Below are 23401 nucleotides of genomic sequence, written 5' to 3' on the forward strand. Positions count from 1 at the left end.
TAGTAGTAGTCATTGCAGGAATACTCATCACTCTCGCCTATCCCAATTACCTCGATTATATTACACGAGCCAGGCGGATTGATGGTAAGACTGCTCTCATTGATTTGGCAAATCGTATGGAGCAATATTATGCCATGCATCATAGCTACCAATCGGCAACACTCGCTACAGGCAAAAATACCGATGTACAAAGTACTAATTTGTCGCCCGAAGGCTGGTACATTCTGTCAATAGTATCGCAGACTGCCACAACTTATGAGTTAAAAGCGACCGCTCAAAAAGCCCAGGCTTTTGATAAAATTATTTGCCAGAAGTTAACCCTCAATCACCTGGGTATAAAAGGGACGCACCCGGATACTGGCAGCAATGCAGCTCTAAGTGCTTGTTGGTAAGTAATTATTAAGGAAGCTTAATAATTTAGTTCGCCCAAAAGTCATTTTGACTATTGTGTAGCCAATTTAGTTTCGTGTATACTTTATATAATAATCACTTCTTTTTGTGAGTTAGCATGTCTCAACACATCAAACCTGCCAAGCTGGTATCACTTTCTACTAATGCCCAATCTGAGCAAATAAAATCTGCACAAATTAAACAAGCGGTACAGGAGCATAGACAACAACAAGAAGAAAGTGCATTAGCAACCTCTCAGTCTAAAGATGAGGTAAGACTAGCTCAATCTCAAGAAAGCAGTTTGCCTTCACAACGTCCCAAAAGCGACGTGACAGAAGAAAACACGTTAACCCTCCATACATACCAAGGCAAAGTGACTTTAACTGAGTCCGAAGTAGAGGGATGGTTTGCGAACACTGAAAAAGCATTAAGAGCAGAAACCAGCCAAGACAAAACAGGCCCAGTCACCCAAGAGTCAAATGATCGTGAACTGGGAGCCAAATTCCTTAGCCGCTTTGGTCTTAAGTCCGCCAAAGACGTCATTCAATTTTTAAATTCCCCTGCAGGCGACACTGTAAAAGAAACGATCGCAGCCAAATGGACAGAAAAAGAGGCCATTAAAGCTGAGCGTGCTTTCGAGCAACGGGAGAAAGAGGCATTAAGAAAACGACAGCTTGCTTATTTCCTGGCAAGTATGATGATGTATAAAGCCGCGAAAGCGAAGGAATTGAATCGAGCCTATGCTGAAGCAGGCCAGAAAGCGATAGAGCGCAGTAAAGAGAATGCCACGGGCGGCACCTCATATGGCGCGAGCGAAGCATCGGCTGCTGCCCACGCAGCCGCTTTATCTCAACAATTGGCGGCGTATCAGAACGTTATTGAAGTACTTGAAGATCAATTGAAAGCCAAAGAAGCACAAGAGGCTGCAATAACTTCTCAAATAACTGCTATTCAACAAAAATATCAAGCGTTGGGTCACCATGTGGCACAAGCCCATACTCATATCGCACAGGCACTGAGCAATGACCTCAGTCATGATAAGGTCATTGATGCTTATGATATTAGAATTAAATATATAGAAAACCAAATTAAACAGAAACAATTAGACCAGGCTTCATTCCTTAAAAGAAGTGAAAGTCCAGTCGCTAAAGATCGAATGAAATATCTGGATATTGCTGGCGTCATTTCAAAAGAAAGCCACGATTTGGAAACGCTGCTTTCAGTATTAAAAGCACGAGCCTTATTACACCGTGGAAGCAAAGGCTTTACACCTATCTCTGACGAAGACCGCATAGAAGTTATTGAAAGCAATGCCGCGAAATTGGACGATCAAATTCGTACTGACTTAAAAGTCATCCATGAATTGCTGCAAGACGGCGATGTTAAAAAAGAAAAGCAAGCAATGGCCATGATACAAGAGCATCAAGGGCTCGTTGCGGAAATGGTCACTCTTAAAGACATGATTGCCGTACTTAAAGGCGAGAAAAGACTCGTTAAAAAGGACGGTACAGAAACCATGTCCTACAAAGAGGCAGCTTATATTTTATCCCCAGGGCAACGGGTGGTTAAAGATCAGCATGGTAAATCGTATCTGTTAACTGGCCATCAATCTTTGGATAACATGACGCCGCATGAAAAGGATAAAGCTCATGACAAATTACGCAGTTTAGCAACCATAGATAAATTGCTACACCATAATGAAAAGATTGAATTGGGGAAAAAGCGGCAAGAGCTCAAACAAGTCCATAAGGAAATTCACGATCTTCGCGATCAAATTCAATTCATGCAGCAACGAAAAGCCGAGGTTAATGAAGCACTAAAAGCCCTTCAGCATGAGCCTCGTCCTCAGCCTCACATATCAGGTCCAGGAATGTTCAGTCAAACACCCAAGCCAGTTCCTTCCGAGACCTGGTTACAGATTGAACGCCTTTTGGATAAATTAAAAAATAATCCGAAGAAAGAAGACGTTGAGAAACTGCGCGATCTCATACCTAAGGATAACAGCAAATTACAAAATTTAATTACTCGGTTTGGAAAAGCACTTAACGCTAATGCCCAGATTGAAATGCAACGCTACCTGCAAACAATTGAGATATCGGCTGTGTCAGCTTATAAACCTTTTGTAACCTCTGTAACAAGCCCGCGAGAACAGGAGAGCGAAGAGTTCCAGTCTTCTAAAGAGTCAGTCAAATTTCACCCGACTCCCTTTAAAGATCCATACAGCCTTTAAAGATCCATACAAATAATGGATTTTTGACTTGCTAAGCAGCTGCAACTCTTCTAACATGAACGGATGTTGCAGCCTGTTAGCGAATAGCCATGATGACTGATAAATTATTTGGAAATCAATCAATTATTGTAACCCTTGATGTGGATGCCTTATTATTTGACAGGTTAAAGCAAATTTCTCAAGCAGGTTTCTCTGTTGTTGAAATTAATTGTAGTGAACAAAATCTCTTAAGAAGAATTTTGCAGGAATTCCCAGGACTACGTATTGGTGCAGGTAATATTATCAGCACGCAACAGCTGGAAGATTGTTATAATGCCGGCGTACATTTTGTTTCGAGTCCCGGATTTTTACCTTCCATTGCGCAAACAGCCGCTATTTATTCAATTAACTACTTACCAGGTATCGCAACAATTTCTGAAGCGATGCAAGTTATGGCTTTAGGTTACCATCAAGCAAGACCCTACCCTGCAAATCTGGCTTTTTGCGGCTCATTGAATAAGTGCTTACCGATGCTGCGTTTATTTCCAGCCGAAATCGAATGGGATGAAGCGGAGCACTATCTAAGCCTGCCAGCCGTTGCAGCAGTAAGCATTCTCAATCCAGAAAGCAAACAACTAAATGCATTAGCGGCTGGGGTTTTTGCATAGATCAATCAGAAGTAGAATAGCGCCGATACAAATGGCGCTATCAGCCAAATTAAAAACAGGCCAATGATGATTCTTGTAATAGACGTCAATAAAATCGGTGACATGGCCTAAAACAGCTCGATCATATAAATTTCCTACTGCCCCACCCAAAATCAAACTGATAGCGGCCGATTGCAATTTCGCTTTTACCGGTATACGGATCAGCCAAACAATCAAGATCAAACTCATCACAACACTAAAACCAGCAAAAAACCAGCGATGCCAGCTGCCTGCTCCACTAAGGAAGCTAAAAGCAGCACCAGTATTATAAGCCAGAGTAAAGTTAACCATAGGGAATAACTGTTCTGGCTGATAGGGAATCAAATAAGTGGTAGCCCAATATTTGGAAGCTTGATCAACCAACAGAACCAATAGACTCAGTGCAAACCAGGGCCATTTCTTCATACAAAGTTTCTCTCTTCATCATGACCACTAATATTACCAACACAGCGTTGACATAAGCCAGGATGATTTACATCCTCACCGACGTCTTCGCGCCGATGCCAGCAGCGTTCACATTTTTCATATTCACTCGCTTTGACGACAATTCCGACTGATTCCTCACTATAGGGAGTCATTTTTTCCATTCTATCTCCCACTCCTTTCTTATAGTCATCAATCAACTTCACACCGGCAGCCGAAGTAATTAAAACAAAGCGGAGCTCATCTCCTAATCTATCAAGCATCGCCTTAGTCTCTTCCTTAGGACAAAGGATCAGTACTTCTGCTGCCAAGGGAGAACCGATTACTCCTTCTTTCCTCTTATCCTCTAATGCCTTATTAACTTGATCACGTATGTTTTGAACGCGTTGCCAGAAAACCATATCGACATCTGTAATAACAGGCCATGCATCATACCATCGCTCAATAAAAACTGATTCACTTGTTTGCCCGGGAATTGCCTGCCAAATTTCATCTGCTGTAAAAGATAAAATAGGCGCCAACCAACGCGTTAAGGCATGAATAATATGATACATAGCCGTTTGGCAGGAACGTCTGGCAATGCTGTTTTTAGCCGTTGTGTACTGGCGATCTTTAATCACATCCAAATAAAAACTACCCATATCTACGGCACAGAAATTATGAATCTTCTGGTAGATAACATGAAAATGATAATTTTCGTAAGCAGTTAAAATTTCATCTTGCAATTGCTGGCATCGTTTAATAGCCCAACGATCCAATTCAATTAACTGGCTTGCATCGAAGCAATGTTCTTCTGGTTGGAAATCAAATAAATTAGCCAATAAGAAGCGTGCCGTATTACGAATACGACGATAAGCATCAGCGTTACGTTTAATAATTTCGTCAGAAATACTGACTTCATGGCGGTAATCAGTGGATGAAACCCATAAACGCAGAATATCAGCCCCGTGCTGATTAATCAGTTTATCCAAGGCGACGTAATTCCCCTTGGATTTCGACAATTTCCTGCCTTCTGCATCAACTGTATAACCATGAGTTAACACAGTCTTGTAAGGCGCATGACCATAAATAGCCACCGCAGTAGTCAACGAAGAATTAAACCAGCCGCGGTGCTGATCAGACCCTTCAAAATAGACATCTGCAGGTAACCCGAGTGCTGCATTTTGCTTTAATACGCTGTAATGGGATACACCTGAATCAAACCATACATCCAGGGTATCACTTATTTTGTCATAATGTTCTGCATCAGCACCAAGAAGCTCAGCAATATCAAGCTCAAACCAGGCATCAATACCTCTTTTTTCCACCTTCAGCGCCACTTGCTCTAACAGTTCTACCGTATTTGGGTGCAACTCTCTGGTCGACTTATGCACAAATAAAGGCATTGGTGTACCCCAGGCGCGCTGGCGTGAAATGCACCAATCAGGTCTACTTTCAACCATATTACTAATACGTGCCTTACCCCATTCGGGCACCCACTTGACTTGATCAATAACTTTGCTAATTGACTGACGTAAACCATTTTTGTCCATAGCGATAAACCATTGTGGTGTCGCAAGAAAAATCATCGGTGTTTTATGACGCCAGCAATGAGGATAGCTATGACGGATTGATTCGTTATGCAAAAGTACCTGCCGCTCCTGAAGTACTTCAATCACCTTGTCGTTCGCTTTTAAAACGGAAAGGCCGGCAAACAAAGGAACATCCTCTGCATAACAACCATTGGCCAAAACAGGATTAATCAGAGGTAGACCGTAAGCTTGACCCACCTGATAATCTTCAGGTCCATGAGCCGGAGCTGTATGCACACAACCTGTTCCCGAATCAGTAGTAACGTGTTCACCAAGCACAATAGGTACCTGACGCTCATTAAAGGGGTGTTGCAAAGCAATTCTTTCGAATCGTTGTCCTTTGGCCTTAGCGCTGAGCTTGTATTTTTCTATTCCATAACGCTGCATGACTGATTCAACCAGCTCTACAGCAATCAAGAAATAACGTTTATCCGCATCAACGAGGACATAATCCAGTTCAGGGTGCAAACAAACAGCCTCGTTAGCAGGTAAAGTCCAGGGCGTAGTTGTCCAGATTGGTACAATGACTGGCTTCACTGGCAATTCACCAGCAACTGCCCTGAGAATGTCTTGCGGATTCACCGCAAAAAAAGCGACATCAATGGATGGCGACGTTTTGTCTTCGTAATCGACTTCAGCTTCAGCCAATGCTGAACCGCAATCAATACACCAGTGCACCGGCTTGAATCCCTGTTGTAAATGGCCATTTTCAATAACCTTACCGAGAGCACGAATAATGTTTGCTTCGTAGGAGTAATCCATTGTTATGTAGGGATGCTGCCAATCCCCAAACACACCCAAACGTTTAAACTCATCCCGTTGAATATCAATTTGGCTTGTTGCATAGTCACGACATTTATTGCGAAACTCAGCAGCACTAATCTTAAGGCCGGCTTTCCCAACTTTCTTTTCCACATTCAGTTCGATAGGCAGACCATGACAATCCCATCCCGGAACAAAAGGGGCGTCAAAACCACTCAGTGATTTGGATTTAGTAATTATATCTTTCAAAATTTTGTTCAATGCATGACCGCAATGAAGATGTCCATTTGCATAGGGAGGCCCATCATGCAAAATAAAGCGCTTAGAACCGGCGCGAGCCTGTCTAATTTTTTCATAAATACCTTTGTTATCCCAATCAGCCAGCATCTGAGGCTCGCGTTGCGCGAGACTCGCTTTCATTGGGAAAGATGTATCCGGTAAATTCAAGGTATCTTTGTATTCAGCCATCTGGGTCTACTCTGTTAACGCGTTAAGTTCAACATCGACTCGCACAAGGAATTGTTAGCGTTTTTTCTTTCTTGGCGCATTACGATGCTCAAAAATCAAATCATTCAAACTAGCGAAATGCCAGCGCTCCTTTAAACTGTTCCCTAGCCGCAACTACATCATCCTGAATTTGTTGAATCAAGGCATCCACGGATGAGAATTTAATTTCATCTCGTAATTTGTGCAAGAAAAACACTTGCAGCATCTCACCATATAAGCTTTTATTAAAATCGAAGAGATGTATCTCAAGAATATTCTTTGTGCCATCAACTGTTGGCCTGCTGCCAATATTGGCAACTCCGTTCAATAACTCGCCTGTACTTTTACGTACTTGAACACAAAAAACACCTTTCAACGGCAAGGTTAAACGATGCATACCGATGTTTGCCGTCGGTATACCCCATTGTTTACCTCGTCCATCGCCTTTAATCACTCGTCCACAAAGACTAAAGGTCCTCCCTAACAAAACAGTGGCTTGCTCAAGCTGCCCTTGCAATAGGGCATTTCTAATCTTCGTTGAGCTTACACGTTCTTCCTCAATAGCAAAATCAGGGAACGTTTGTACAAGACAACCAGCTCGCCGTCCCAGTTCTTCCAGCAATGCCACATCACCTTGTCGGGCATGGCCAAAACGAAAATCCCTTCCTATTAACAAATATTTTAAGTGATGCAAAGAAAAAAAATAATGCTGCGCGAAATCCGGAGCAGGCATTAACGCTAAATGCTTATTAAATTTTAGACAATACACATAGTCAACTTTACATTGCTTTAGTATTTGTAATTTTTCTCGCAAACTGGTTAATCGCGCAGGTGCCAACTGCCCGTGAAAATACTCTCCTGGTTGAGGCTCAAACAAAAACACAGTCACGGGCAACTTCATTTTATCAGCTTGCCTATGCAGCTGAGCCAATAATGCCTGATGACCACGATGTACCCCATCAAAATTACCAATGGTTGCAACAGTACCCGCAGAAACCTCATCTAATCTACGTAACAGCTTCATGCTTATTTAAAAATTATAAAAAGATAGATTATACCGAGTTTATTCCAGATTGCGAAACCTTACTCTAAAGATAACCAGCAGATTGGCTAGCATTTCATTCAACGCGCTTACCAAAATGGCGCCGTACTACAACAAAAAATACTGGAACAAAGAAAATAGCCAATACAGTTGCCGTAAACATGCCTCCCGCTACCCCGGTCCCGACAGCATTTTGTGCACCAGAACCAGCACCTGTACTGAGAGCAAGGGGCAATACACCAAAAATAAAGGCAAGGGATGTCATTAATATTGGGCGTAAACGCCTACGTACTGCTTCCAGCGTTGCCTCAATTAAATGCTTGTTTTCCTTTTCAATCAGATCTTTTGCAAATTCAACAATCAGGATTGCGTTTTTGGCTGATAATCCAATAGTAGTTAAAAGCCCCACTTGGAAATAGATATCATTATTCAGACTGCGAAAACTAGCAGCTAATAAAGCCCCAATAACACCAAGAGGCACAACCAAAATTACGGAAAAAGGGATAGACCAACTTTCATATAAAGCAGCCAAACATAAAAATACAACTAACACGGAAATAGCGTAAAGTAAGGGCGCTTGATTTCCTGATAAACGTTCCTGATAAGACATCCCAGTCCAGTCAAAGCCGACGCCGGCAGGCAATTTTGACGCCAAATGCTCCATCAAACTCATCGCATCACCGCTACTTTTGCCTGATGCAGATTCGCCTAAAATTTCCATCGAGGGTAAACCGTTGTAACGTTCCAAACGTGGTGAACCGAATTGCCAGTGGCTAGTACTAAACGCCGAAAAAGGAACCATTTGTCCCTTTTGCCCTCGGACATACCAATCGTTAATATCTTTTGGCAACATACGATAAGGGGCATCCGCTTGTACATATACTTTTTTTACTCTGCCCCGATCAATAAAGTTATTGACGTAGCTGCTTCCTAAAGCAATGCTAATCGTGTCATTAATGTTACTGACTGTAGCACCGAAGGTTTCCGCTTTCTCCTGATCCACGTTCAGTTTAAATTCTGGCGCATCCTCCAAACCATTAGCCCTTACCCGAACCAACGTATCGGGATGATCAGCAACCATATCCAAAAGTTTATTCCGAGCTTCGGTGAGTTTTTCATGACCGATTCCGCCTCTATCAATCAACTCAAAATCAAAACCATTTGCTGTACCAAGTTCGATAATGGCTGGTAAATTAAAAGGAAAAACCAGACCATCCTTAATTTTGGCAAACGCACCGCTTGCCCGATTTATAATTGCGGGGACTTTGTTCTCAGTACCTTTACGTTCACTCCAATTTTTTAAAGTAGTAAATGCAATACCCGAATTCTGTCCATTTCCATTAAAACCAAACCCAACAACAGTAAATGTGGAAATCACATTGTTTTTTTCTTTGGTGGCATAGTAGCGATAAACCTGCTCTGCAACTTCTTGTGTGCGTTCCTGCGTTGCTCCAGCGGGTAACTGTATCATGGTTAATACCATCCCTTGATCTTCCTCAGGAAGAAAAGCTGTCGGTAATGTCAGGAATAAATAGCCCATTCCCACTACAATCAAAAAATAGATAAATAAATAGCGGCCTGTTTTATTGAGCAGTTTCTCAACGCTATCATGATAGCGTTGAGTTGCCTGCTCAAAATGACGATTAAACCAGCCAAAACATCCTTTCTTATTACGATGCTCGGCAGTAGATAGCGGCTTTAGGATAGTAGCGCAGAGGGCTGGTGATAAAATTAGAGCAACTAAGACAGAAAGCACCATTGCTGATACAATAGTCACCGAGAATTGACGATAAATAGCACCCGTCGAACCGCCAAAAAAAGCCATCGGAACAAACACTGCTGATAGCACCGTTGCAATGCCCACTAAAGCCCCTTGAATTTGTCCCATAGAACGGCGAGTGGCTTCTTTGGGAGGCAGATTCTCCTCCATCATCACCCGTTCAACGTTTTCGACAACTACTATTGCATCATCAACGAGTAGTCCAATTGCCAATACCATGCCGAACATGGTCAACGTATTGATGGTATAACCAAACACGGACAGGACGGCAAAAGTCCCTAATAGAACAACAGGAACAGCAATTGTAGGAATTAAAGTAGCCCGCATATTTTGCAGGAAAAGATACATAACTAAAAAAACCAAAATAATCGCTTCGATCAGGGTTTTCACCACTTCATGAATAGAGATTTTTATAAAAGGAGTGGTGTCATAGGGATAAACCACTTTAAATCCAGCAGGAAAATAAGGTTCCATTTTACGGAGTTCTTCTTTAATGGACGTAGCCGTATCCAGGGCATTTGCTCCCACCGCAAGCTTAATACCCAGACCGGAAGCCGGAACACCGTTATAGCGTGCTATCAGCGCATAATTCTCACCACCCAAAGCAATTCGAGCAACATCCCGTAAACGGACTTGAGAACCGTCTGAATTGACTTTAAGCAAAATTTTTCCAAACTCTTCCGTTGTCTTCAACCGTGTCTGGGCAATAATTGGCGCGTTTAACTGCTGTCCCGGGACGGCAGGAAGTCCGCCTAATTGTCCGGCAGCAATTTGATTATTTTGTGCTTTGATTGCCTGAACTACATCGCTTGGTTGCAGTTGATAATTATTCAATTTATTTGGATCAAGCCAGATGCGCATTGCATATTGCGCACCGAATAATTGCACATCCCCTACACCATTTAAGCGACTAATTGGATCTTTGATATAGGAAGCCAGATAGTCAGCCAGATCATATTGATCCATACTACCATCTTCGGAAATAGCTCCTAAAACAAGAAGAAAGCTGCTGCTTGATTTTTCAATAGTCAGCCCCTGTTGTTGAACCTCTATAGGCAGCAATGGGGTAGCCAACTGAAGTTTATTTTGTACCTGCACCTGAGCGATATCTGGGTTGGCACTGGAATTGAAAGTCAATGTTATTGTCGCTGTTCCAGAAGAATCACTCTGTGAGGTCATGTACAATAGTTTATCCAAACCACTCATATTCTGTTCGATGATTTGGGTCACGGTATCCTGTACTGTTTGTGCATCAGCACCAGGATAAATAGCTGTAATTGCTACCGCAGGTGGGGCTACGGTAGGATATTGAGCGATTGGTAACTCAGCAATAGCCAAAACACCTGCCAACATAATAAGGATTGCAAGTACCCAAGCAAAAATTGGCCTGTCTATAAAAAAATTAGACATAGTTTAATTGTTCTCTTTGTGGTTTGGTGCTTTATCGGCGGCAGCCTTATTTTTTGTTTCTTCTACTTCCTCGGTTCTTACAGTCATACCTGGCTTTACCTTTTGTAGTCCCGATACGATCAGTTTATCACCCTCTTTCAAACCACTACGAATTAACCATTGATCACCAATGGCCTGCTCCGTTATCAAGGTACGCTCAACCACTTTATTTTTGTCATCAACCAGCAAAGCGGTTGCTTGCCCCTGAGCATTACGAGTAATACCTTGCTGGGGTGCTAAAATTGCCTCTACTTTAACCCCTTCCTGTATTCGTGCACGTACAAACATACCAGGTAGAAGTACTTCCTTCGGATTGGGAAATATAGCACGCAAAGTAATAGAGCCTGTCGTTTCATCGACAGTCACATCTGAAAATTGTAGAGTTCCTTTTTCATTATAGAGTGTGCCATCTTCAAGCAACAAATCAACTACTACATTATCATCGCCTTTTGTTAGTATTCCTTTTTCCAATTGCCGTTTCAAATGTAAAAAATCTTTACTGGATTGAGTAACGTCAACATAAATTGGATCAAGTTGTTGTACGGAAGCCAGCGCCTCAGATTGGCTCGCTGTGACCAGTGCTCCCTCCGTAACACTCGATTTACCAATTCGTCCGCTAATTGGTGAATATACTTTGGTATAGTAGAGATTAATACGTGCGGTTTCCAACGCTGCTTTGGCCGCAACAACACTAGCCTCTGCCTGTTTTAAATTCGCCACAGCCGTATCATAATCCTGATGACTAACAAAGTTAGTGCTTAATAAAGGTTTATAGCGCTTGACCGTTAAACTGTTAATTTCAACATTAGCCTCCGCTTTGGCTAGATCACCTTGAGCGCTATCATAGGCAGCCTGGTAAGTGGCAGGATCAATTTGGTACAATGATTGGCCTGCCTTGACATCACTTCCCTCTACAAATTGACGCTTTAAAATAATACCACTTACCTGCGGTCTGACTTCCGCAACACGATAAGGGCGGGTGCGTCCAGGCAATTCTGTTGTAAGCGTTAACGGACGCGCTTTTAAAGTAACAATACCCACTTCGGGAGATGTATCAGCCTTTGTTGATTTATCATTCCCGCATCCCGACAGTAGGAACATGCTCTGACAAACTGCCAAAAGAGTTAATTGCATGAATCTACCGTTATACTTCATTGAAAATCCTCAGTATATACAACTCCAAAAGGGGTTTAAGAATAACGCGCGAATTACTATATAACAATCTTAAGCGGATATAAAAAAATCATCAAATTTTTACCCTGGCAGTATTGTAGTTTTACTAACAGCCAAATAAGATGGAAATTGTATTAATTCTTTTCTTTTCAAGTAAAAGAGCCCCGAAAAGAGCATTTAAAATTCGCTCAAATAATCACGATATTTTCTTGGAGTCATGAAAAAACCATGGAAAACGCTTTAGTTTGTCTTCTTCTCCTGTTTCTATTAGTGATCTCCGGAGTTATTTCCCGATTCACACCTTCGTTACCCATACCTATCGTGCAAATTGCCTTGGGTGCTTTAGTTGCTATTGTTTTCCCTGATTTTCATATAGGTTTTAATCCCGAATTGTTCATGCTTCTTTTTATTCCGCCTTTACTCTTTAATGATAGTTGGCGTTTCCCTAAACGGGAATTTTTATTAAATACAAGACCTATTGTCATGTTATCGATAGGCCTCGTATTTTTTACCGTGTTAGGACTTGGTTATCTCATGCACTGGCTGATTCCCTTTTTGCCTTTATCTGCCTCCTTTATCTTAGCTGCGGCACTCTCACCTACAGATGCTGTAGCCTTAAAATCAATGACTGCCAAGGTACAAATGCCTAAACGAATCATGCATATTTTGCAAGGAGAAGCTCTATTAAATGATGCCTCAGGCCTCGTTTCTTTCAAATTTGCCATAGCAGCTATGCTAACAGGTGTTTTTTCCCTGGGCAGTGCTACTGCCAGCCTCTTTTTAATTAGTCTTGGCGGATTAGGAATAGGTGCTATTCTCACATATCTATTTATTGCTTTACTCGGTCGCTTAAAACTTAAAAGCGATCATGAAACCACAACTGAAAATCTTTTATTATTACTATTACCTTTTGCAGCTTATCTTGCTGCAGAAAAACTTGGTTTCTCAGGGGTATTGGCCGCTGTTTCAGCCGGATTTACTATTGATAAAGCCGGATTTTTAGACCGGACTATGGTAAGCATGCGTATTGAAGGACGTTTTGTCTGGGGTATGTTAGAAATTACGTTGAACGGTATTATCTTTATCCTGTTAGGTATCTATTTACCGAATTCATTGAACTTACTTGCCAATACAGACTGCACTACAGGGCAATACCTGATGATTGTTGTCTTTATTACTTTGGCGCTGATTAGTCTGCGTGCCCTGTGGATTTACTTAACACTACCCTTTGAAGCTTTAATTGCACGTCGTCTTCATAAACCCTGGCACCGTCCTAATTTAAGAATAATTGCAGCAATTTCCCTGGGAGGAGTACGTGGAGCCATTGCTCTGGCAGCCATACTATCACTCCCTGAATTTATGCCTGATGGCATGCCTTTCCCAGCACGCAATCTATTGATTATAGTTGTTGTTGGCGTAGTTCTTTGCTCTTTGCTAATCAGCTCGATAATTTTGCCTTTAATCTTGCCAGGCTTAAATGCCCTCATTACCCATCCTACCAATGACGAGGAAAAAGAAGCGATTCTTGCTGCTGCAGAAGCAGGTATCCGGGCTATTGAAAATCGAGTGCAAACTTTAACAAATGATATGAATGAGCAAGATGCTGCCATATGCATGCAGGTTGGCGGCTCATTAACAGCTAAACTTAATCAATTCATCGCCTCAAATGTTGGCACCGAAACTGAGAAAATAATGCATGTGATGGCCCTAACTTTTGAAGAAGAGTTACGCCTTGCAGCCTTGGAGGGCGCCCGGCAAGAATTACGTTTGCTAAGAAAACAGGGTAAAATTAATAATACAACGATGATGGCTATTATTGCCAAACTTGATCTAAGACAAATTTCCTTAGTTGGTAGTCAGCGAAATTATGAGCTTCCTAAACAATCCGGACATCAATCTTTAACTGCGGAAGAAATGAATCAAGATCATTCCGTTATGGTTTATGATTAATGGTCTTCGTTGAGTCATCCTTTTAAAAAGCTGCTCACTTCCAATGAGAGGCGAGTGACAAAAATTTTAAATGCTTATTATTTAATCATTGTATAATGAAAATTTCAGCCTTAGTACTTAACACGAGCTGGACACAGTAAAAGGGCATTATTATTCCTAACGAACTCAGGTTCCTTATTATTTTCTAGAGATAACCATGGCGCAACCTTTAATTAATATCACCAGAAAACAAGCCTTGGTTTTTGCCGCTTTTTTAGTTCTGTATGAATTTTTAACCTATATTGCGAATGATATGATCATGCCTGGAATGATCAAGGTAATTGAATCATTTCACGGTCCAGAGTCTGCCGTTGCGACTTCGCTAACTGCCTATATGTTGGGTGGCGCCAGTTTACAATTATTCTTGGGTCCTATCTCAGATCGTTATGGACGACGCCCAGTGATGCTAGCAGGAGCCCTCTTCTTCTTTATTTGTACCTTATTGATTGCCAGTTCAAACTCTATCGATCAATTTCTTACTGCCCGTTTCTTCCAAGGTATGGGGTTGTGTTTTATCGGTGTTATTGGTTATGCCACTTTACAAGAAATTTTTGCAGAAATGGATGCTATACGCCTAATAGCCATTATGGCCAATGTCTCCATAACTGCTCCCTTATTAGGTCCACTTCTAGGCGCAACCTTTATTCATTTTTTCAGCTGGCGATTTATTTTTATTATTATCAGCATTTTTGCTCTCGTAGCCTTTTGGGGATTATGGCGGTTCATGCCCGAACCGGTTGGGCAAACCAAATCAGATGGAGAAAAAATCAAGCGCGTTTCATTATCGCCAAGGGTAATAGCTGCTAACTATAAAAACCTGATGATAAATTCGCCATTTATGCTAGGCTCCATTGCTCTCGGACTCATGGGTCTGCCTTGCCTTGCCTGGATTGCTCTAGCACCTGTTATTTTAATTGCCGATGCAAAATTATCTGTTATCCAATATGGTCTATGGCAAATACCTGTATTTGGTGCTTCTATTATTGGTAACTGGTATTTACAAAAATTAACCCATCGTTACCCAGTAGAGAAAATATTACTCATTGGCTCAATTATTCTAGGGCTCGGCCTTGTAATCACTTTTATTTTACCGCTTTTATTCGGTAACTACTTTGTATGGTTAATGCCTGGACTCATTATTTATTTCTTTGCTTTAGGTATCGCTGGAGCTCCCATGAATCGCCTCATCCTTTTCTCAACACCAGTGAGCAAAGGAACTACTTCTGCTCTTATGAGTATGATTAGTATGTGTGTCCAAGCAATTGGTATAGAGATAGCCAATTATTTATACAGCTCTCACAATAATAATGTTTTTGGTTTCTATTGCTCACTAATTGGTCTTGTTTACTTTATTTTGCTTGCCTCTACCTTTTCCTTTCCGAAAAATCATTCTAAAAAATCAATATAGCGACAATTGCCTTCAACAAGATACAGAAACAGACTTGTAGTTCTGCTCAAGGCGCGTTACAAATGTAGGGCAAACTACTCTACATAAGGACGAACGATGAAATTATTTTTTGCACGAGGTGCTTGCTCATTGGTAATACGCATCATTATCAACGAAATCGGTCTTAAATGTGATTATGTATCCGTCGATCTGAAAACAAAAAAAACGGAAGATAATAAAGATTATTTAGCAATCAATCCGAAAGGAGCTGTCCCCGCCCTCCAACTTGATGACGGTGAAATTATTACTGAAAATCTGGTTATCCAGCAATATCTTGTTGATGAATATAAAGCAGACCAATTATGCCCCCCGATTGGAGATATCAATCGCTATCAAATACTTAGCTGGTCAAACTATATAACTACAGAATTACATAAAAGTTTTGGAGCCCTTTTTAACCCTGCTATTACACAGGAGTTAAAAGATAAAATTTATATACCTGCCATTAAACAAAAACTGGAATTTATTGATAAACAACTGGCTCAACATCGTTACTTGGCAGGAAATCATTTTACCCTACCTGATGCCTATCTATTTGTGATGCTTACGTGGTCTACCAATTTTAAGATTGATCTTACCGAATACTCGCATCTACCCGGCTACTTTCAAGAACTTCATAGTAGAGAATCAATTATGAAATCGCTTAAAGAAGAAGGATTTGCTTAAGCTGGTTTAGCAGCCTAGCCCAAAGCAAGGCTAGGTTTCTTTACCTACTTCGCGATAATAATAAAAGCCGCTCGCAGGCGTCGAAAAGGGCTGATTTACGGACAGTCAGCGCTTTTCGACCAACATACCGGAAATGTCAACAGATTTTAGGAACCCTGCACGTGGGGACGCACAATCAGTACATCACACTCTGCGCCATGCAGAATGGCATTTGCCGTTGAACCCAACAATAAGGCGAGACCATGTTTACCGTGGCTACCGGTCACAATTAAATCAATTTTCTTTTCTTGAGCGACACGCAAAATTTCATTCTTGGTAGAACCAAATTCAATCATGCAGTGCGCACTATCCACTCCTAATTTCTTAGCTAAAGCCGCTAACTCTTTTTCAGCTTGCTCACGTATTGAAACCTCGACTTCTGCAAAACCAGCAAAACCTGGGTAAGCATAGGCAGGAATTGGTTCAACGACATGAACGAGAAGCAAATCAGCGCCATTTTCATCAGCAATTTTTTTTGCCTTGTGCGCCGCTCTCACTCCAACTTCATCGAAATCTGTTGCGAATAACACCCTTTTGTACATGATTCTCTCCTTGGCGACCTCTGGATACTAAAGACTAGCAGAAAAATTTTTAATTTCCCATAAGAATCAGTTTACTATAAAATCGCTATCTCATGTAAGCCAAATTGAGAGTTAAAAAAGATTCAACTCAACAGTTGACAAGGCTTATCCAGAAATTAGGGGTGTCTTACTAGACTCTTTAAATACTACTCTGCAGTGGAGTATCGCTTCGCCAGTACGGTGCTGCATCTTTCCCACACGCAATGAGTTTTCTTATGAGTCTCTGGTAAGACTGAGATTATACCCATTGAACCTGTCGGGTCATGCCGTCGTAGGGATTGTTAATGTTGTTAGATTTATTTGGTGCATCTGTTTCATTATTGTCCACCTATTTTTTTATCCGCCTGGATAGTAAAGCCTGGCTAACCACGTTATTGGCCACTTGTTTAAATGGTTGGTTATATTGGCAAAAAGGTATTTATGCCGATATGCTGCTCGAGGCATTTTATTTCTTTAGCGTTTGCTATGGCTGGTATTTATGGCGTTTACCCGCAAAAGGGGATAAACCGTTCATTCTACAACTTTCGATAAAACAATGGCTTTTTGTTGGGGCTATTGTTGGCTTGTTCTACACTATTATTGCCAAGCTTCTGTTAACTTTTACTCATTCAAATGTCGCAGTACTGGACGCCCTGACAACTGCCTTAAGCCTGGTTGCACAAGGGCTCATGTGCTATAGAGCTATTGCGACGTGGATCCTCTGGTTTTTTACTGACGCACTGTACGCCTATCTGTATTTTCAGAAAGAGCTACCTTTCCATTTCTTATTAATGTTGTTATACACAACAATGGCGATCACCGGTTACCTTAGTTGGGCAAGGCGGCGTGCGATTGAAAGCAAACCGCCTCATCTTATGATGACAGCTAGCCTAATTCCTTGAGGCCGGATAAAGAACGAATCCAGGGCTTAAATCGTATCAAGTCGGTAGGCAAATTACTGACAACTGCTTTCGCTTGAGCAAATTGATCATATTCACCAAGAGTCAACACATACCAATCCATACCCTGACGCTTTGTTAACCGTATTGCTGCATTCAGTTCGATATGATGAGTGCGCATAAAGCGCTTCAAATCATCCTGATTTTGGCTGGATTGCAATTGAATGGTATATTGCTCCTTTATCGTCTTATCCTTTATTACCTTTTCTTTTTCTGCTACTGATTGAGAAATTTTTTGCTTAAGCTGAGCATCAGAAATATTTTCCCTGACCGCCGGATTCTCACTCTCCACTCCAGTTAAAGACTGTCTTTGTAATGTTTTGGGAATAACGACAACTCTATCCATAACAACGAGGGAGTCATCATTTCCGTCGTCATCATCAAGCACTATATTTGTTATCCTCTTCAAAGGAGGTGGCTGAACTGGCTGAACCTCTGCTGCAATATACCAGGCCGGGATTTTACTGATCAATTCCTGCTCAATAACAGGCATCTCACTAGCCAACTCGGGTTCATTCTGTATCTGGGGCACCGCAGGAACAATTGAAAACAAGGGTTCCTCACTAATTACTGAAACTGGTTCAGGGAGATCTTGTTTGGGCGGCAAGAGCTTGTCGGGTGATACCAAATTTTGGTGTTGCCAGATATAAACAGATACCAACACAGTAATTACCAAACTGGCTGCGATATTCATGCTTTTTGCAAATGATTTTTGCTTCACTCCTGCTTTCAACGATCCAGGGCAAAAATAATTTATCATTTGACTATTAATCCGGGCGATATTACCCCCTGTTAACTGATAGAATTGTCCTAAGCGCTTATCCGTCATTGTTTTATCTAGTCGCTTTGGTGCGGGTAAGGAATGCAACAGATAGGTTTTCATCTCACTTTCTGTCAATACTCCAGGCTCTAAAGTATGAATCAATGGCTCAAATGAATCGGCTTTCAATTTGTTTAAACTGGCTACGATAGAAAAATCTGAGACTAGACAAAAATGAAAGAAATTAGTTTCTTTTTGTTGCTGTAAAGCGATTAAAATATCCTGCAATAGAACATCTGGTAAGTGTTGCGCTTCATCGATTATTACTAAAACATGCGCTTTACGTTCATTGATTTGATGTAAAATATTAGCAATCGTCGGTTCAGCATCGTCCCTCAAATGAAAAATAGCAGCTAACTGGGCTAAAAAATCGGTCTGCGAGAATGGTGCAGTTGCGGTCATCACATGTGATTTAATAGACGTATCTAGACCAGCTTGCAACAAACCAATAAAGGTTGTTTTCCCTCCGCCCTGTTCCGCTAAGACAGTTAACATCTTGTTATTAAATAATACCAAATGATTGATAAAATCAATTTTAGTCAGCCAAGAACTGGGTTTAAAAACATGTTTGGCACGTGGGCTCTCATCCTGAGTACCTGATTCGCTTGCCTCGTTATGCATTTCCTAATCTCCTTCAACCGCGCGTTCCAACGTTGAACACAAAAGATTTTCCGGTACACAGTCTTCGATGTAACAGTTTCCTATTGTTTTCATAAGTATGAAGCGCAAGTTCTTGTTTTTGATTTTTTTGTCTTGTGACATTAAGTTACGTAAATCATTTAGATCAATATCGCTTGGAATCCTGTTTGGCAATTTAGCCATAGTTAACAGGTTATCGATTAAAAGCAACGATTTTTCATCCAAACCAGCATGATAGTATGATAATAAAGCGGCACAATAAAGACCAATTGCTACTGCTTCACCATGCAACCAACGGCTATATTGCGAATAAGCTTCCAAAGCATGAGCAAAGGTATGACCGAGATTTAATAGAGCCCGCATCCCCTTTTCACGCTCATCCTCTTGCACAAATTTGGCTTTTATTTGACAACAATACCCAATAATTTCCGGCAATTTTTCTGATTTTCTTAGATCAAGATCTTCCCGCAAAGCATTATAGATGAGCTCAAAAAACTCTCCACCAGCCAATAAGGCATGCTTAATTACTTCAGCAAGTCCTGCACGAAATTCACGTTCAGAAAGGGTTTGTAAAGTCTCTAAATCCATGATGACTGCTTTAGGCTGATGAAAACTGCCAATCATATTTTTCGCTAATGGATGGTTGATAGCCGTTTTACCTCCAATGGAAGCATCAACTTGAGCAAGCAATGTTGTTGGAATCTGTAAAAAATCTACACCACGCTGATAAGTAGCTGCTGCAAAACCAGTGATATCCCCTATAACGCCTCCACCCAAAGCGATTAAGGTAGTATCACGATGATGCTGTTTGGCAATCAATGTGTCGTAAATAGCAAATAAACTCTGTTGATTTTTAAACCCCTCGCCATCTTCGAGAATCACCACATCACATTGTCTATCAGTGAATGCCGATTGAAGGTAATCAAGATAAAGGGGTGCAACCGTAGTATTTGTTACTACGAGTACCTGTTTACCGGAAATATAACGGCTCAATACCTCTTTATCAGTCAGGAAATTCCGCCCGATAATAATTGGATATTCATAGGTAGGCAACCGAATAACCAACTCCTGATATAAATCAAACTTCGCCATAGATATATTTGATAATGTTATTTGCTACGGCTTTGACTGTTAATTTATCCGTTTCAAAACTGATATCAGCAAGTTCATCATAATAAGGTTCCCGCTCATCCCGTAACGTCTCTAAACGTCCTTCCAAATCATCTGTTTGCAATAAAGGACGCTTGGTATCACGCTTTGTGCGCTCATATTGTTGCTGTAAAGAGGTTTTCAAATAAATTACTGTACCACGACCTGCCAGAGCATTACGATTTTCTGGCGTCATAACTACACCACCGCCGGTTGCCAAAACAATATTATTTTTTTGTGTCAACTCATCTATTACTTTCTGTTCACGTCGACGAAATCCTTCCTCTCCTTCAATATCAAAGATCCAAGAAATATCTGCTCCTGCACGCTCTTCGATCACTTCGTCAGAATCATAGAACTCAAGTTTGAGCTCCTTTGCCAAAGTACGGCCAATCGTGCTCTTACCTGCTCCCATTGGCCCTATTAGAAATATATTTCGTACTTTAACTATGCTCATTTTTAATTACATACCCCTTCAGCTGAACATGAGAATAGAGTGCATTCTCTGTTTAATTTAACATAGCACCCCCCGAAAAAAATTCTTAGGGAGTTGTTCCTACTTGCTTACCGAACCTATCTGATCCAAGCCTTCCTACAAACCTATGTAATCCGTTCCTTACCAGCTGTTATCGCCAAGTTGTTGCTTATTATCCTAGGAGTAATGAAAATGAGCAACTCCTCATTTTTAATCATAGTCGATTGATTTTTAAATAACGCACCAATCAATGGAAGGCCCCCTAGAAAAGGAACTCGATTAACCATGTTATTTTTATCTCGCTTGTAAATTCCTCCCAAAACAATAGTTTGGCCGTTATCCACCAATACATTGGTATGTACTTCTTTAGTCAATATACCAGGTACACCATTAAATATTTTAGTCGACAACGTATTTTGATTGATTTGTAAATCCATCAAAATTTTGCTGGCGGGCGTAATTTGCGGTGTTACCTTCAAGCTTAATACAGCTTTTTTAAAAGCAACAACCGTCGCACCGCTAGAGGTCGCCTCCTGATAAGGAACCTCTTCCCCAGACTCTATAAAAGCAGCTTGCTGATCCGTCGTTAGAAGATGAGGGCTGGATATTATTTCTCCCCGCCCTTCACTTTCAAGTGCAGAAAGCTCCAAATCAAGGAGAACCCCACTATCTAACTTGGCTAAAGCTATGCCAACTGAAGCGGCTGATGTCGTGATTGGCATAGCTGCAAGATCAAGATTTAAGCGCTCAGCAAACCCAATTTTATCACCTGAAACTACGTTTTTTAATAGCTGCGCCTTACAACCTGACATACTATTTAAACAGATTGGTTTCGATGCACTGAAATGCAAACCTAAATCTTGAGCAAAATCTTTGGTTACATTAACAATCCGTGCCTCAATTAGAACTTGCTTTACAGGAATATCAAGTTGTCTAACTACCTCTCTGATCTCTTCTATTTGAGTCTGATTATCCCTTATCCAGATTGTGTTGCTTCTTGTGTCTACTGTTAATCGACCCCTAGTAGACAAATGAGCCGCATTTTTGTCTTGCAATACAGCAGCAATATCAGCTGCCTTTGCATGGTGAATCTGTAATAAATCTGATCGTATGGGACCTGAATTTATTAGATCCATCTCAGCCTGCAATTCCCTCTTCTCATACTCGTTTATTTCTTCAACCGGAGCTACCACCATAACTTTACCAATAATTCTTTTACCTAAAGCTCGCGTTGCAAGAATAATATCCAAAGCCTGATCCCATGGAATATCATTTAAACGAAGTGTAATATTACCGGTTACTTTATCACTGACTACCAGATCCATTCCAGTAAATTCGGCCAGTAATTGAAGAACAGACCGTACTTGAATATTCTGAAAATTTAAAGAAATGGATTTACCTGTATATCTTTTTTGCTCAAAACCAGTTTTCCCTGTCTCAGCATTAGAGAAGTGGTTATTACGCTGTAATAACTCTCTTTTTTTTGGTAAAGATAACTTAGAGTAACGAATATTAAGCCCATTGCTCTGAGCAAACGAATAATCACCAACCAGGTATAATAAGAAAAAAAACAGAACAATTTTATGCAATCCATGCTCCCAGTTACGCAAATTTAACGTGTAATAAATGATATTTTTCTGTCGTTTCCTCTTCTGGGAATCGCTTTTTCTAAAGTTAACGAGGTTTCTCCATTTCAATTATTTCCCCATAGCTAACTTCAGGTTGCTCACCTAATTTTCTATATGTTATTTCACCATTTTCATGGGCAAACAATGCCCAATTTTTTATCTTGCTCTTTAGAAATCCTACAACTTTCAATCGCTCTACATGAGAATCAGCTGAGTAAGATTGTTTTCCGCTGCTTGTTGCCATTTTTTTCTTGAAAGGACTTTTTCTATGCTGGTATACCGGGTATCCAAATGTCGTTTCTTTCGTACATTGAATTCTGCCAATATGATCTATAACCACTCTATTTTTTACTTGTTTGATGTACTTTAAAAACGCTTCATCCTGAGAAGAATTACAGGCACTCACTGACATGGTGATTAGTAGAGTAATTAACCTCTTTTTTTGTTTCATAATGGTCTATAGATCTTTGCGATAAGCTTCATTACCAGTATTTCTCTCTTAACTTTTTGTTTCGCATCAAAAACAGGTAATAACTCAAACTTATCAATAGTCACAATTTTGTCCCACTGGGCAAGTTGCTTTAAAAAAAATGTTAATTGCTCGTAACGTCCTCGAATAGTTATCTTAATTGGTAGTTCGATATAAAAATTAATTGCTACCTCTGGTAAGGGGGCAAACAAGTCAAAAACCAGTCCATTTGTGCTAGCTGCCCTAGACAGTTCTTCCAATAAAATGCTAAGACCTTTAGAGGTCGAAAATTGCGTGAGCAAACCCTTGTATCGCTTATTCAGCTTCTTTAAGTTTTTACGCCTCACCTGAAGAATAGCCGCCTTGTGCTGTCTCCTCTCAAACTCACGCTTCAAACTAACTTCCTGACTCCGCTGCTGACTATATTGTTGAAAACCCTGTTTTATAAAAAAAACATAATCAAAAATTATTAATAAAACAGCGAGCACCATTACCCACCAACGGTTTACCTCTCCAATACTTGGTTTAATGCGCCCCGTCGTAAAGTTGTTCACTATCAATTTATTTAT

Annotated in this window: 18 protein-coding genes and 1 pseudogene; 7 read left to right on the forward strand and 12 right to left on the reverse strand. The window is 40.8% G+C overall.

Annotation, left to right across the window (positions count from 1 at the left end; all coding sequences use genetic code 11):
* The 3 genes from Lfee_RS13045 to Lfee_RS13055 all read left to right on the forward strand — a co-directional run.
* The coding region (locus tag Lfee_RS13045) for a type IV pilin protein (RefSeq protein WP_065238244.1) at positions 1 to 392 on the forward strand (392 nt) is incomplete at its 5' end.
* Between the two features lie 116 nt (positions 393 to 508).
* Positions 509 to 2620: a hypothetical protein gene (locus Lfee_RS13050; protein WP_058447441.1), complete on the forward strand. Its 2112-nt coding sequence runs from the start codon at positions 509 to 511 to the stop codon at positions 2618 to 2620.
* 89 nt (positions 2621 to 2709) lie between these two features.
* Complete coding sequence (locus tag Lfee_RS13055) at positions 2710 to 3267, forward strand: multidrug DMT transporter permease (protein ID WP_058447442.1); 558 nt, start codon at positions 2710 to 2712, stop codon at positions 3265 to 3267.
* Here Lfee_RS13055 and lspA read toward each other — a convergent pair.
* The 5 genes from lspA to Lfee_RS13080 all read right to left on the reverse strand — a co-directional run bounded on the left by lspA (position 3244) and on the right by Lfee_RS13080 (position 11974).
* Positions 3244 to 3711 (reverse strand): signal peptidase II, encoded by a 468-nt coding sequence (lspA, locus tag Lfee_RS13060; RefSeq protein ID WP_058447443.1) that lies wholly within the window; start codon positions 3709 to 3711, stop codon positions 3244 to 3246. The genes Lfee_RS13055 and lspA overlap by 24 nt on opposite strands.
* Entirely contained in the window at positions 3708 to 6530 is a 2823-nt protein-coding gene (gene ileS / locus Lfee_RS13065) for an isoleucine--tRNA ligase (RefSeq protein WP_058447444.1), read from the reverse strand. Before ileS ends, lspA begins: the two co-directional genes overlap by 4 nt.
* Positions 6531 to 6639: 109 nt before the next feature.
* Entirely contained in the window at positions 6640 to 7572 is a 933-nt protein-coding gene (gene ribF / locus Lfee_RS13070) for a bifunctional riboflavin kinase/FAD synthetase (RefSeq protein WP_058447445.1), read from the reverse strand.
* Between the two features lie 94 nt (positions 7573 to 7666).
* Entirely contained in the window at positions 7667 to 10780 is a 3114-nt protein-coding gene (locus Lfee_RS13075) for an efflux RND transporter permease subunit (RefSeq protein ID WP_058447446.1), read from the reverse strand.
* 3 nt (positions 10781 to 10783) lie between these two features.
* On the reverse strand, positions 10784 to 11974 hold the full coding sequence (locus Lfee_RS13080; RefSeq protein ID WP_058447447.1) for an efflux RND transporter periplasmic adaptor subunit: 1191 nt from the start codon (positions 11972 to 11974) through the stop codon (positions 10784 to 10786).
* Positions 11975 to 12220: 246 nt separating this feature from the next.
* Between Lfee_RS13080 and Lfee_RS13085 the strand changes: the two genes are divergently transcribed.
* The 3 genes from Lfee_RS13085 (at position 12221) to gstA (ending at position 16094) form a co-directional block, all read left to right on the forward strand.
* Entirely contained in the window at positions 12221 to 13942 is a 1722-nt protein-coding gene (locus Lfee_RS13085; RefSeq protein WP_064088321.1) for a Na+/H+ antiporter, read from the forward strand.
* Positions 13943 to 14138: 196 nt separating this feature from the next.
* The gene (locus tag Lfee_RS13090; RefSeq protein ID WP_058447448.1) at positions 14139 to 15389 is read left to right on the forward strand and encodes an MFS transporter; all 1251 of its coding nucleotides are present in this window, start codon (positions 14139 to 14141) and stop codon (positions 15387 to 15389) included.
* A 96-nt stretch (positions 15390 to 15485) separates the two neighbouring features.
* Positions 15486 to 16094 carry a glutathione transferase GstA gene (gene gstA / locus Lfee_RS13095; RefSeq protein ID WP_058447449.1) on the forward strand — a complete coding sequence of 203 codons (609 nt, stop codon included), beginning with the start codon at positions 15486 to 15488 and terminating at the stop codon, positions 16092 to 16094.
* A 146-nt stretch (positions 16095 to 16240) separates the two neighbouring features.
* Here gstA and Lfee_RS13100 read toward each other — a convergent pair whose 3' ends face one another.
* Positions 16241 to 16675, reverse strand: a complete 435-nt coding sequence (locus tag Lfee_RS13100; RefSeq protein ID WP_058447450.1) for a universal stress protein — start codon at positions 16673 to 16675, stop codon at positions 16241 to 16243.
* A 323-nt stretch (positions 16676 to 16998) separates the two neighbouring features.
* On the opposite strand from Lfee_RS13100, the gene pnuC reads away from it, so the two are divergent.
* Positions 16999 to 17595: a nicotinamide riboside transporter PnuC gene (gene pnuC / locus Lfee_RS13105; protein WP_058447451.1), complete on the forward strand. Its 597-nt coding sequence runs from the start codon at positions 16999 to 17001 to the stop codon at positions 17593 to 17595.
* Here pnuC and Lfee_RS13110 read toward each other — a convergent pair.
* The 6 genes and pseudogenes from Lfee_RS13110 to Lfee_RS13135 all read right to left on the reverse strand — a co-directional run bounded on the left by Lfee_RS13110 (position 17579) and on the right by Lfee_RS13135 (position 23323).
* Positions 17579 to 19093, reverse strand: coding sequence for an AAA family ATPase (locus Lfee_RS13110; RefSeq protein ID WP_058447452.1), 1515 nt, complete (start codon positions 19091 to 19093; stop codon positions 17579 to 17581). The two genes, pnuC and Lfee_RS13110, sit on opposite strands and share 17 nt — an antisense overlap.
* A 3-nt stretch (positions 19094 to 19096) precedes the next feature.
* Complete coding sequence (aroB, locus tag Lfee_RS13115) at positions 19097 to 20203, reverse strand: 3-dehydroquinate synthase (RefSeq protein ID WP_058447453.1); 1107 nt, start codon at positions 20201 to 20203, stop codon at positions 19097 to 19099.
* A complete protein-coding gene (aroK, locus tag Lfee_RS13120; RefSeq protein ID WP_058447454.1) occupies positions 20190 to 20717 on the reverse strand; it encodes a shikimate kinase AroK in 528 nt (175 codons plus the stop codon). Before aroK ends, aroB begins: the two co-directional genes overlap by 14 nt.
* Before the next feature lie 143 nt (positions 20718 to 20860).
* Positions 20861 to 22141, reverse strand: a pseudogene (locus Lfee_RS13125) (type IV pilus secretin PilQ); the annotation flags it as partial.
* A gap of 268 nt (positions 22142 to 22409) precedes the next feature.
* Positions 22410 to 22814: a hypothetical protein gene (locus Lfee_RS13130; protein WP_058447456.1), complete on the reverse strand. Its 405-nt coding sequence runs from the start codon at positions 22812 to 22814 to the stop codon at positions 22410 to 22412.
* On the reverse strand, positions 22811 to 23323 hold the full coding sequence (locus Lfee_RS13135) for a type IV pilus inner membrane component PilO (RefSeq protein WP_256593784.1): 513 nt from the start codon (positions 23321 to 23323) through the stop codon (positions 22811 to 22813). Before Lfee_RS13135 ends, Lfee_RS13130 begins: the two co-directional genes overlap by 4 nt.
* Positions 23324 to 23401 lie beyond the last annotated feature (78 nt).

Source organism: Legionella feeleii, assembly GCF_001467625.1.
Classification (GTDB): domain Bacteria; phylum Pseudomonadota; class Gammaproteobacteria; order Legionellales; family Legionellaceae; genus Tatlockia; species Tatlockia feeleii.